Source organism: Kordia algicida OT-1, from assembly GCF_000154725.1.
Taxonomy (GTDB): Bacteria; Bacteroidota; Bacteroidia; order Flavobacteriales; family Flavobacteriaceae; genus Kordia; species Kordia algicida.
Genome location: NZ_DS544873.1, coordinates 2218028 through 2230628, shown reverse-complemented (window position 1 = coordinate 2230628; position 12601 = coordinate 2218028). Strand labels below are relative to the sequence as shown.

The 12601-nt window shown below is 33.9% G+C and carries 13 protein-coding genes; 3 read left to right on the top strand and 10 right to left on the bottom strand.

What is annotated here, in order from left to right:
- Positions 1-204: 204 nt before the first annotated feature.
- Positions 205-1278, bottom strand: coding sequence for a DUF3810 domain-containing protein (locus KAOT1_RS09555; RefSeq protein WP_007094584.1), 1074 nt, complete (start codon positions 1276-1278; stop codon positions 205-207).
- A gap of 195 nt (positions 1279-1473) precedes the next feature.
- Here KAOT1_RS09555 and KAOT1_RS09550 point away from each other — a divergent pair, with 195 nt between their 5' ends.
- Positions 1474-2937: an aminoacyl-histidine dipeptidase gene (locus KAOT1_RS09550; RefSeq protein WP_007094583.1), complete on the top strand. Its 1464-nt coding sequence runs from the start codon at positions 1474-1476 to the stop codon at positions 2935-2937.
- Positions 2938-3118: 181 nt separating this feature from the next.
- Here KAOT1_RS09550 and KAOT1_RS09545 read toward each other — a convergent pair whose 3' ends face one another.
- The 5 genes from KAOT1_RS09545 to KAOT1_RS09525 form a co-directional block, all read right to left on the bottom strand.
- Complete coding sequence (locus KAOT1_RS09545; protein WP_007094582.1) at positions 3119-3331, bottom strand: hypothetical protein; 213 nt, start codon at positions 3329-3331, stop codon at positions 3119-3121.
- 160 nt (positions 3332-3491) lie between these two features.
- The gene (locus KAOT1_RS09540) at positions 3492-3710 is read right to left on the bottom strand and encodes a hypothetical protein (RefSeq protein WP_007094581.1); all 219 of its coding nucleotides are present in this window, start codon (positions 3708-3710) and stop codon (positions 3492-3494) included.
- Positions 3711-3985: 275 nt separating this feature from the next.
- Positions 3986-5203: a peptidylprolyl isomerase gene (locus KAOT1_RS09535; RefSeq protein ID WP_007094580.1), complete on the bottom strand. Its 1218-nt coding sequence runs from the start codon at positions 5201-5203 to the stop codon at positions 3986-3988.
- 1 nt (position 5204) lies between these two features.
- Complete coding sequence (gene gldI, locus KAOT1_RS09530) at positions 5205-5771, bottom strand: gliding motility-associated peptidyl-prolyl isomerase GldI (protein ID WP_007094579.1); 567 nt, start codon at positions 5769-5771, stop codon at positions 5205-5207.
- Positions 5772-5774: 3 nt separating this feature from the next.
- A complete protein-coding gene (locus tag KAOT1_RS09525; protein WP_007094578.1) occupies positions 5775-6788 on the bottom strand; it encodes a DHH family phosphoesterase in 1014 nt (337 codons plus the stop codon).
- Between the two features lie 184 nt (positions 6789-6972).
- Here KAOT1_RS09525 and KAOT1_RS09520 point away from each other — a divergent pair, with 184 nt between their 5' ends.
- Complete coding sequence (locus tag KAOT1_RS09520) at positions 6973-7392, top strand: nucleoside-diphosphate kinase (RefSeq protein ID WP_007094577.1); 420 nt, start codon at positions 6973-6975, stop codon at positions 7390-7392.
- A 165-nt stretch (positions 7393-7557) separates the two neighbouring features.
- Here KAOT1_RS09520 and KAOT1_RS09515 read toward each other — a convergent pair whose 3' ends face one another.
- The 4 genes from KAOT1_RS09515 to recF form a co-directional block, all read right to left on the bottom strand.
- Positions 7558-8823 (bottom strand): S8 family serine peptidase, encoded by a 1266-nt coding sequence (locus tag KAOT1_RS09515; RefSeq protein WP_007094576.1) that lies wholly within the window; start codon positions 8821-8823, stop codon positions 7558-7560.
- 340 nt (positions 8824-9163) lie between these two features.
- Positions 9164-10261 (bottom strand): hypothetical protein, encoded by a 1098-nt coding sequence (locus KAOT1_RS09505; protein ID WP_007094575.1) that lies wholly within the window; start codon positions 10259-10261, stop codon positions 9164-9166.
- A gap of 31 nt (positions 10262-10292) precedes the next feature.
- Positions 10293-10589 (bottom strand): DUF721 domain-containing protein, encoded by a 297-nt coding sequence (locus tag KAOT1_RS09500; RefSeq protein WP_007094574.1) that lies wholly within the window; start codon positions 10587-10589, stop codon positions 10293-10295.
- A gap of 5 nt (positions 10590-10594) precedes the next feature.
- Positions 10595-11674, bottom strand: a complete 1080-nt coding sequence (gene recF, locus KAOT1_RS09495) for a DNA replication/repair protein RecF (protein WP_040559451.1) — start codon at positions 11672-11674, stop codon at positions 10595-10597.
- Positions 11675-11785: 111 nt separating this feature from the next.
- On the opposite strand from recF, the gene KAOT1_RS09490 reads away from it, so the two are divergent.
- Positions 11786-12601, top strand: a complete 816-nt coding sequence (locus tag KAOT1_RS09490) for a tetratricopeptide repeat protein (protein WP_040559450.1) — start codon at positions 11786-11788, stop codon at positions 12599-12601.

Here is a 12601-nt window from a genome sequence, read left to right as displayed (position 1 = left end):
GGCGTAAAGTTGATGTCTAACACTGTAGCATCTATCGAATTTGGAACAATGGAAATCGTCGTCGCTTTTGCGGAAGTTACTGTAGTAGTAGCAACTTTTGTTTGCTGTTGAGACGAATCTGCGCAAGCGAAAACAACCAAACACAAAAGAAAAAGAAATACTTTATTCATAGTGTTTTAACGAAAAAAAGAAGGTTTTCGTGCGTTACGGAACAAGCGTATGTTTTTTGTCATAGTTTACCAGCAAGGAAACCACGTAACTGTAACTTAATATTCCACCAGATTGATTGTTTGCTTTTAAAAATTGATCGAATGTAAATTTGAACATCGGTTTTAGCGGATTTTTGTGTGATGTCCAAAATGCACGAACTTCATCGTAATTCTTCTGAATTCCTGAGTTTAAGGTGAGTTTTAAGCGTTCGTATTCGTCTTTGTCTCGGTTGTGTACTTCTTTTAAGCAATGCCACACCATAAAATTATAAGCGCCGTATTGAAAGTAAATGTCGTCGTTGTAAAACGCAGCCATACAACCGATGAAATTAGCTTCGTTTTCTGCTGAATATCCAATTTGATGTGCTTTTTCGTGACTTGCCGTAACAGGAAATTTATACACAGGAATTCTACCATTAATTTGTGCTTCGTTGGTAAAGGGATTGATATATCCACTAAAACCCATTGTGGTTAAAAATCCGCTATAAATAGAGGTTTTTAAGCTGCGATGTGAGAATTCAAATTGTGGTTGTTTTGCGCTAAAATTTTCATAACCATTCATGGTTTTTTCGAAAATCTCGCTGCTTTTATAAGGAACTTTTACTTTTATAGTATCGTTTTGTGTAATTTGATATTGAATGCTGTTTGCTTTCGCGATGGCTCTTTCGGTAAAATTGACCAATTCTTCGGTGGTGTATTTACGATCTAATTCAAGCGATTTATATAAAGGCAGTCGGTAATAATTCATTCCCCAAAGTAAGTGAAAAGCAAAATATGCAACTGTAATGGTAATGTATATATCAAGTAGAATTCGCTTGTATTCTTTACGAACCAAACGGTAATTTTTATAAATGTAACGAATGATTAAGATTCCTGCAATGGTATAAAAAATGTCTCCTATTGAAAACGGAATCCATCCAAAGACAATTCTAAAAAGTTTGGAAACATACGGATACAATCCGTTGCTGTAATACGTCTCAATAAATTCAGGGTAATTGCCAAGTATCTTGATAAGAATAAATTGTAAGGGAAAGGATAAGGCAATTAAAACTTTTGTTCTCTTGGTCATAAACAATACATTTGAACATCATTCGGGAAAATGATTTGTAGCTAATGTAAAAAAACTAAATCACTATTTCTAAAATGACGTCATATTTTTGTTAATTAGAAATAGATTGCAAGGTATTTCGCTAAAAAACAAGCAATTTTCAGAGCAAACATTTACCTTTGCAAAACAATTAATACAATCTACAAATAAAATAGCATGAGTCAAGAAATTAGAACTTTAGAACCTAAAAAACTTTGGAATAAATTCGCAGATCTAAATGCAGTACCAAGACCTTCAAAAAAAGAAGAACGCGTGATTGCTTTTATGAAGAAATTTGGAGAAGATTTAGGGTTGGAAACCTTCGTTGATGGAGTTGGAAACGTGATCGTGAAAAAACCTGCAACAGCTGGAATGGAAGACCGAAAAGCCATTGTGATGCAATCGCATTTAGATATGGTACACCAAAAGAATTCTGATACCGAATTTGACTTTGATACGCAAGGAATTGAAATGTTTGTAGATGGAGATTGGGTAAAAGCAAAAGGAACAACTTTAGGAGCCGATAACGGACTTGGGGTTGCGACAATTATGGCAGTGCTGGAAAGTGACGATATTGCACATCCAGCCATTGAAGCCTTATTTACTATTGATGAAGAAACCGGAATGACAGGCGCTATGGGATTGAAAGGCGGATTGTTGGAAGGTGAAATTTTGCTAAACCTTGATACGGAAGAAGATGATGAAATCGGAATTGGTTGTGCGGGAGGAATTGATGTTACTGCAACACGTTCGTATGTTGTGGAAGAAACTCCAGCAGCTAGTGTAGCGTACACAATTGAAATTAGCGGTTTGCAAGGCGGACACAGCGGAATGGATATTCACAAAGGATTTGGAAACGCAAATGTGTTGATGAATCGTTTGCTGTTTGATGGTTTTGAAAACTTCGGATTACGTATTGCTGAAATTAATGGTGGAAGTTTGCGTAACGCAATTCCTAGAGAAAGTGTCGCGACAGTTGTTGTTGATAAAGTACACCAAGAAGCGTTTGCGTTTGAAATGCAAACACAGATTGATACGATTAAAAAAGAATTTGCTACGATTGAAGCAGAATTGGAAATTGAAATTACAACTACAGAAACTCCAAAAGGCGTGATGGAATTGGGCGTGCAAGAAGGAATTACGCGTTCACTATACGCTGCGCACAACGGCGTATACCGAATGAGTCCAGACATTGAAGATTTGGTTGAAACGTCAAATAATATTGCACGTGTTATTGTAAAAGATGGCGAAATTAAAGTGGGTTGCTTAACTCGTTCTTCCGTAGAAAGTGGAAAAATGGATTTAGCAACAAAATTACGAGCTACGTTTGAACTTTCAGGTTGCGAAGTTGAATTTTCAGGATCATATCCTGGCTGGGAACCAAATATGAATGCTTCAATTTTGCCAGTAATGGTGAATTTGTATAAAGAATTGAACAACGGTGAAGAACCGCATGTAGCCGCTTGCCACGCAGGATTGGAATGTGGAATTTTAGGAACCAATTATCCAGACATGGAAATGATTAGTTTTGGTCCAAACATTCGTGGAGCACATTCGCCAGACGAGCGCGCAAGTATTTCTTCTGCTCAAAAATATTGGAAATATGTATTGGAAATTTTGAAGAATATTCCGAAGAAATAATATAAGTTTTTTTGTAATAGTAAAGAGACTGTCTAAAAAGTACAGACTTCGTCAAACCGAACTTGATTCGGTTTCTCATAACATTTGAAAGTCAATATGATGAGATTCTGGATCAGGTCCAGAATGACGCTTCAATACACTTTTTAGATAGCCTCTTTTTTTACAGCAATACTTTAATCTCTTAGCATAATCCGACTCTACTTGCCAAACATTCTGGTGTAATCGTGTCAAGATTACAAGTAAACTGACCGCAATCTGTATTTTTTGTAAATCGGCAGTCAACTCTGATGGTTTTAATAAAATCAGTGGTAAACATTCCGCCTTTTACATCTTGCGTGTCTAATGAAGAAATTTTTTGTTTACGTAATGAAAGTGAGATTTTTTGTTTTTTCATGATTATTGTTTTTTAATTATTACGATGCAAATATCATTCAGTACAAAAAATCATAAAACAGGAAAATAAAGGTATTAAAAACCGTGTTTACACTTGTGAAAAAGCCCCTTTTGTATATAAAGAGGCTTTTAATGTGTACTTGGAATTTATTTGATGTTTTTTAGCATCTCAACCAACTTTTTCCACAATTGTCACAGTTGGAATATGACGGATTTGTTCCCGGTTCAGGTTGTTGTGGAGGTAATGGTTCGCACACTAATTGACTTGCGCAATAATCCCACATAGTCATTGTAGTTGGCGCTCCACCCTTTAATAACCTAGCTTCTAATGAAGAAACTGTTTGCTTTTTTAATCCTAAAGTTTTGATTTGTTTTTTCATGTGATATTTATTTTTGTTTCGTTGCAAATATCATTCAGTCAATAGAATCTCAAAACAGGAAAATAGATAGAATCTTTACCGTGTTTTTCCCGGTGAAAAAGCCCCTTTTTTAATGAAACTTTCGTTCTTAGGATGTAATTTACTGAAAATTAGTTTTTTGTGATACTTTCCGCTAACTAATGTTTTAAAGCAAATGATAGAAGTTAACACTTGCGCATAAAAAAAAGACCCTTTTATGATAAAAAGAGTCTTTTATATATATGATTTTTTAAAATTTATTTATCTGCAATTTTTACAATTTCGATATCAAAAATTAAGTTTGAGTTTGCTGGAATTGGTCCGTTTGGTCTTGAACCATATCCTAAGTGAGAAGGAATGAAAACTTTTGCTTTTTCACCAACTTTCATACGTAATAATGCTTCTTTAAATCCAGGAACAAGTGTTGCACTTTGGTTGTAAACACTTGGGAAAGGTGCGTAAAATCCGCGTTCGTCAGCTACTTCGTTGTAAATACCTTCTTTTTGTGCTAGCTCTTTGTAAGTTGTGTAGAATAATTTACCGTTATCTAAATAACCTGCACAGTTTACCATTACTTTGTCTGCTGAGTTTGGTTGTACACCAGAACCTTTTTCGGTAGTAACCATTACGATTCCTGTTGGCGATTCGTAAAATTCACCTAAGTCTTTGTTAGCTTCTTTAAAGCTTTCTGCAGCTTTTTTAGCTCTTTCTTTTTGCTTTTCTAGTTGTTCTTCTTTTAGTTTTTCATGTCTTGCAGGAAGTCCAGCTTCTTTTTCATTGAAAACTTTTGCTGCATCAAATGCTTTTGCATCCGAACCTTTACGGATGATGTTGATTTCAGTGATTTTAATGTCTTCTAAAGGTTTGTTTAGTGTAGCACGATCTTTAGATACGGCAACGTTTGAAATACTGTCTTGAACTTCCAATCCTTTAACTAATTCACCAAATACTGCGTGACAGCTTACTCTTGGTTGATCGCAAGGTTTTAAGTTTCCGCTGGCATCAAAAGCATCTAAGCTTGGGTAAGGAACTTCTGTGATGAAAAACTGACTTCCATTAGTATTTAATCCTCCAGAATTTGCCATAGATAACATTCCTGGTTTGTCATGTTTTAAATTCGGGTCTAATTCGCTCATAAAGCGAAATCCTGGATTTCCTCGCCCAGTTCCTGTTTGGTCACCAGTTTGAATCATAAATTTATCCATAACTCTGTGAAAAATAATATCATTATAGTATGGCTTTCCTTGTAAAGAGTCTGCTAATTTTGGATGTGTTCCTTCTGCCAAACCAACAAAGTTTGCTACTGTTACAGGTACTTGCTTATAGAATAATTTTGCAAGCATGGTACCTTTTGTTGTTTTTATTTCTGCGTAAAGCCCATCTTCTAAATCTTGGTTGTTGGCGCTTTTACATGAAGTAAATCCTAAAGTAATAATCGCAAGAAATAGTGTGATTGTTGTTGTAAATAATTTCATTTTAATTTTCTGTTTCTAGGTTTTTGTTGTCTTTTTTAATGTCAAGTAGGGTTATTGTTGATTTGATTGGAATATTGGTTCCTATCTTTTTATTATCTCCGTGATATCCGTAAGCAATATGTGAAGGAAAAAGGAATGTAACTGTTTCTCCTTTTTTCATAAGTTGTAAGCCAAAACGCAATCCTGGAATGACTTGTTGTTTGTCTACGACATATTCTTGAATGCCAAATTCTTCTTTTTTATAAATGGTATTTCCTGCAATTTTAGCGGCATCAAATTCGTAAGTTAGTGTATCTCCTTTTTGTGGAAGATAAGTTTCTTCATCAGGCGCTTTGGTATTATAAAAATACCAGAATCCGTTTTTAGAAGCTAAGTATGTATTTGCGGAATCTCGTTGAATATACTTTTGAATCATTGCTTCTTCTTTTGCTACAAGTGCTTTATTTCGTTCTACAGATTCTTTTAAAAAAGTACCGGAACGAATGTTAACAGGTTTCCGAGCTTCTTTTTGAGCACAGGAAACAAGCGTTGCAATTATTATACCTAAGAACACAATTCTTTTCAACATAGTCTAACTTAATTCTTCTTTGTATGCAGTTAAAATTTTCGTAAAGCGATCTATTGTTGCTTCCATAGTATCGTCGCTTCTTCCTCCTGCTGCGTTTGTATGTCCGCCGCCATTAAAATGCGTACGAGCAAATTCATTCACAGAAAAATTACCTTTCGATCGCAATGACATTTTTACATACGGTTCTTGCATGTTTTCTATAAAAATTGCAGCAAATTTAATGCCTTTTAATGATAAACCATAATTTACAAAACCTTCTGTATCACCTTTTTTAAAATCGTAACGTGTCAATTCATCTTTGCTTATGGTAATATACACAGTATTGTATGTTTCTAAAACGACCAAATTTTTCAACGCACAACCTAATAATTGTAAACGACTCAAACTATTGGTATCGTATATAGCATTGTGAATTGCTGCATTTTCAGCACCTTTATCTATCAAATTGGCAATAATTCTGTGTGTGGTACTTGTGGTCGCTTTAAAGCGGAATGATCCCGTATCGGTCATAATTCCGGTGTACATGCACGAAGCCATTTCTGGAGTAATCCTATTTTCATCACCCAAAAAGGAAATAAAATTATAAATCATTTCACAAGTAGAACTCATGCTCGTATCCGAATACATAAACTTTGCATAATCAGAAGGTTGCTGATGATGGTCAATCATCACAAAAGTAGCTTTGCAAGCCGCGACAACTGTTTCCATATCGCCAATTCTGCTTAAATCATTAAAATCTAACGTAAAGATAACATTGGCAGCTTCTAATAATGTTGTGGCACGATCTTTTTCATAATCAAACTTTACAATATCACTTTCGCCAGGCATCCATTTTAAAAATTCTGGATAATCATTTGGCGCTATAATAACGGCGTCATGTTGTTGCTTTTTCAAGTAATGCCAAAGCGCAAGCGTAGCACCAATAGCATCGCCATCTGGATTTTTATGTGGAATGATGACAATTTTTTGTGGTGTTTGTAACAGCGTTTTTACGCCTTGTATCTCAACTTCGTTCATGCGTTTTTGTTCTGTAATTCAATTGTAAATGCTCAAAAAATAGGGAAGATTTTCAGACTTCTCATTTCATAGCTGGCTAATATACTAAATTAGCCTTGCAAATAAATTGTATTTGTGTACTTTTGCACCGAAAATCAACGATGATTTTACAAAAAAGAACTTATAACAAATTATACATACCGTAATGGCTGGAAAAAGAACTTTTACCATGATTAAGCCTGATGCTGTTGAAAATGGACACATCGGAGCTATTTTAGAAAAAATTACTGCTTCAGGATTTAAAATCGTTGCAATGAAGTTAACGCAATTAAGCAAGCGTGATGCAGAAGAATTTTATGCAGTTCACAACGAAAGACCTTTCTTTGGAGAATTGGTAGAATTTATGACAAGAGGACCAATTGTTGCCGCAATTTTAGAAAAAGAAAATGCAGTAAGCGATTTTAGAACGTTAATCGGAGCGACAAATCCAGCGGAAGCAGCAGAAGGAACTATTAGAAATTTATATGCAACTTCTATTGGAGAAAATGCAGTTCACGGATCTGATAGTGACGAGAATGCAGCTATTGAAGGTGCTTTTCACTTTGCAGGGAGAGAGATTTTTTAAGGAAATAAAACAATATTTTCATATTGAGAAGCTTCAATCGTTTGGTTGAGGCTTTTTTTTATTTGCTTCGCTCAATTCAAGGATTTAAAAAATCTCAGACAAGAAGATTACCTTGCCTGAGACTTTTTGGAATTTTATCAGATGAAATGATAAAAGTTTATCAACTTATTTTTTAGCATTTGGAGCTGTAAATCCGTTTTTAGTTGTATTTCCTTGTGTTCCAACAGAGTTGTTTCCTCGAACGGCAAGTATTCCAGCAACGTGTGGAGACGCCATAGAAGTTCCAGAAATTCTGTTGTAATTACCGTTTAACCAAGTTGACCATACATCAGTACCTGGCGCCCATCTGTCAACAGATGCACCATAACAAGAACTACCATTTGGTGTAATGCTTCTTGTAAGATTTCCAACCATCCAAGTACGGCTAGTTTGTAAACGTTGTGGAGAGTAATATAAAGTATTGTCATTACTATTTCCAGCGGCTAAAGCTCCGTAAATTTTATTATCTAATGTCGTAAACGCATTGTCAATAGCTGTGCTTGTACGTCTTGTTCTGTAACCAACTGAATAGTTAAATACGTCACCTGCAATAGAGTTGTTATACGTGTAATCAACACCTGCAAGAATTCCTGCGTCAGAACCAGTTCCTTGTGTTCCTCCTAAAACTTTTACAGCTACTAATGTAGATCCGTACGCTACACCGATAACACCAGATCCATTAGCTTTTGCACCAATAGTTCCTGCTACGTGTGTACCGTGACCGTTTCTGTCAACCCAGTCTTCTCCAGGATAGAAACTTTCTGATAAACCAGAATCGATCGTTAAATCTGAATGTGGCGCAATTCCTGTATCAATTACAAATACATATCTATTTGTACCCGCATTATTTCCTCTACCTGTGTAATCTACCCCCCATGGTAAGAAGTCTCCACTTGGTAGCACAGTATCTGATTTTCCAATAATATCATTACCTGTTGGTAATTTTACTCCTTGAGGATTTTTTGGTTGTGGCAAATCACTAAAAACAGTGCGATTTGGTTCAATGTAATCAATGCTTTCAATACTAGATAGGATTTTTACATCGTCACTAGATAAATCTTTTGCATGAAAACCCTGAATTGCACCAGTGTAGACATACCCTAAATTGCCTTCACCTTTTCCAATTAGTTTAAGAGCTTCCAATGCTTTTGTTTTGTAAAAGTTCTGAATTCTTGTTAATTCTGGAGTTTTGCCTCTTTTTGTTGCAAAATAACTCGTTTTAGAATCAGCACCTTTTTTGAATATTATAATGTATTCGCCAGAAATAACTTCTGTTTGGTCACCTTTCTTTTCAAGCAAAATTTCTTCATCAGAAGATGTAATACTGTCCGTAGAACAAGCAGTAACGAATACTAATAATAGTACGTAAATTAATTTGAGATTTTTTTTCATGGTATAAGATTTGTTTTGGTTATACCCCAATATTACCATGTTTTTTTATACATGAATTCAAACTTTCGCATACTTTTTTTAAGGTTTTTACTTTAATAAATGTTGTAAAAAGCTACATTTTTTTAATTAAAACACGTATTTATCACAATTCGTTATATTTAACACAAAAAAAGGAGCTGTTGTGTTTTTTAAAAAAAATGTTAAGTTGACTGATTTTAAATTATAGCAAATTTTATTTGCTTCTTTTCTCGGAAAAAAGACACTTGTTTTTTGAATTTTTGAATAGAACAAAGTGAATCTAATCATACAAGCTAGTCTACAAAAAAAGTAAAACATTTTATCACTGTTTCAATGGAATTGTATAAGGAATAGCTTTCATAGTATTTTGTTTAAATATTTGAAATTCTGTTTTCGTATTTTCAACAACTATTCGTAATTGTTTGGTTCTAACAATTTCATCTTTAACTTTTTTACCTTTATAATCAGCATTGTTGATGGTAATATCTGTGTAGTTTTTCCCGATAAAATCTATTATGAGTCGTTTATTCTTGAAATCTACCGCAATGTTGAGCGATTTTACTCGAAATAAATGATCGTTTCTGTCAATCAGTTGCAGCATATTTTTAGGAAAGCTCAGAAAACACTCTTTAGAAAACTCAATATTTATCTTAGGTTGAAGAATTTTTTGTTCAGTTTCTTCTAAAATATTTTGGTCATTGAATAGTTTAAAAATACGTTGCTTGGTTTTTTGCTCACTTTCCGTGTCAAGTATAAAATGATTGAAAAGTTGTGGTATGATATTTTCTGAATCAGCAGCATCAAGAATTTCGTCTAGCATCATTTCTTCTACTTCTTTCGAAGACATTTCTTCCAGATCTTCAGGACTTACTACTTCTTTAAAATTCGGAATTTCTTCAAGTTGAACGGCTTTTGCGGCTTCTTCAAAGAATAAGATTCGTCTTGTGTTATAATCCAATCCAGGGTTAAAATTTGCTAACATTTCATGCACCAATTGATATTCGTCAAAATTGGAATATCTCGTTGCAAGATCAAACAGTGAACTTAAAGAAAAGGTATCTTCATTCAATTCGAATTTATCAAAATACTCTAAATAATTAAAAGTATATATGATGTAAATAGCTACTTCATTATAGGCTTCTTTTGATTTTGGATTGAAGAAGTGAAGCGAAAAATCATCTTGTAAAGGCAACTTAAAAACAACAGCTTCTTTGGCTTTTTTATTGAATTGATAATTGCCGTTGCTCGCAATAAAATCGTACATCAAAATTCCATCTGTAGCTTCTTTAATGAAATTTTTACTTTTGTCCATTTCAGCAGGAAACTGTTCTAAACTGTACAAACTTTGTAGTAGATTTTGACTGTTTAGTGTTGTAACGTAGATTAAAATACTAAAGAATAAAAGTGTTATTTTCTTCATGTTTTTAATTTTGAAATGGATTGTTAGCGTTTTAGCGTAATACCAAATTTTGAATCAATTCTTTTCCAAGACTTTCATTAAGCAAGCGAATGATTTTTTCTTTTCCATAACTCAATTCTTCACGCAATACCGCAGAAGATAAGGAAACATAAAGTGTATCATTTTTTAAGATAACATTTGTTGTATACGTGTTTACGCCACTTCCCATAATTTTAATCCAAGCATCACGTGCGTCAATTTTGTCCAAACCATCTTCCAGTCGATGTTCGGAAACAAAATCTTTCAAAACTTCGCTAATGGTTCTATGTTCGGTGTGTCTTTTTTTCAAAATAATTATAATTTAAAAATTTCGTACGATTGATGAATTTCTTTTACAATACTTTCTGTGCGTTCTACATGCGTATCGCTGATAAAAATTTGTCCGAAATCTTCATTGTTGACTAACGCCATGATTTGCGCTACACGATCTTCATCCAATTTATCAAAAATATCATCCAAGAGTAGGATAGGAGTCACATTTGCTAATTGTTTGATAAAATCAAATTGTGCTAGTTTTAACGCAATTAAAAATGATTTTTGTTGTCCCTGACTCCCAAATTTTTTAATTGGATAGGTTTCAATAGTAAACAATAAATCATCTTTATGAGTTCCTACGCTTGTGTATTGCAATACTTTGTCTTTTGCCAGACTTTCTTCCAGCAAAGATCGAAAATCTTTTTCATGTAACTGACTTTTGTAACTGATATTAACAATTTCTTTTTCGTTAGAAATGGCATTGTATCGCGTCATAAAAATTGGCAAGAAAGCATCTAAAAACGCGCTGCGCTCCGCGTAAATTTGTGAACCAAACTCGTGTAATTGATCGTTGTAAATACTCAACGTATCGCCATCAAACGTACTGTTTAAAGCAAAATACTTTAGCAATGAATTTCGCTGCGAAAGTACTTTGTTATAGTTGATGAGGTTGTGCAAATACTTTTTGTTGGATTGTGAAATGACACTGTCCATAAACTTTCTACGCGTGTCGCTTCCTTCAATAATCAAATCGCGATCGGCAGGTGAAATAATCACCAAAGGCAAAAAACCTATATGTTCTGATAGTTTATCATACGGTTTTCCATTGCGTTTCACCATTTTTTTCTGTCCTTTCTTCAAAGAACAAATAATATTTTCGTCACGATCGGCTTTTTCATACAAACCATCAATCACAAAAAAATCTTCTCCATGTCTTATGTTTTGGGAAGCTACAGGATTAAAATAGCTCTTTCCAAACGATAAGTGATAAATAGCATCGAGCACGTTGGTTTTTCCAACGCCGTTATTTCCGACAAGACAATTTATTTTTTGGTTAAAATCAAAAGAATTCGTTTCAAAATTCTTGTAATTTATCAGTGATAATTTCTTTAGAAACATGAAAATAGGAGCATCATTACAATAAAAATGCAAATTATTGAAAAATATCAAATAAATAAGCTTTTAATTCTACTTAAAAATTTTATTTTTGCGCACATTAATATACAATTTATGGCAACTTACAAGAAAAGAGGATATAAAGTAAAGACCAAAGTAGAGAAAGAGAAGGAAGTTCCTGCTGAAGAAATTGAAAGTACAACAGCAGAAGTTTTTAATACTTTAGACGAAACTGCGTCCAAAACGGAGGAGTGGGTAGCAGGAAATCAAAAGTATATCTTTATCGGAATTGGTGCAATTGCAATTATTCTTATCGGATACTTAATTTATAGTAAAGCATTTACTGCTCCAAAAGAAGCAGAAGCTGCAAACGAAGTTTTTCAAGCAAACTCATATTTTAATCAAGCAGTTAATATCAACTTGAGTCAAGATATGGTAAACGGACTTGCAACAAGAGATTCTTTGTTCACTTTAGCCTTAAATGGAGGAGAAGGAAAGTTTGGGTATTTAAATATTATTGCAAATTATCCAGGAACGAATGCAGCAAACTTGGCTAATTACAGTGCTGGAATTGCATATTTAAATTTAAACGAATACGAATTAGCCGTAGAACATTTACAAGAATTTGAATCTGATGATATTATCATTGGAGCAAAAGCTAAAGGAGCTATTGGTGATGCCTTTGTTCAATTAGAGCAGCCAAAAGTAGCTTTAGAATATTATGAAAAAGCATTTCAACATAGTGCAAACGAAGCGACAACTCCAATTTACTTATTGAAAGCAGGAATTACAGCTTTAGATTTAGGAGAAGCAGGAAAAGCATTGCAATACTTTAAAAGAATTGAAAATGAATATGCTTCTTTTAAAAATACTGCAGATGGAAAGAATTTAGATATTTACATCGGAAAAGCAGAAGCCTTGAATAAATAA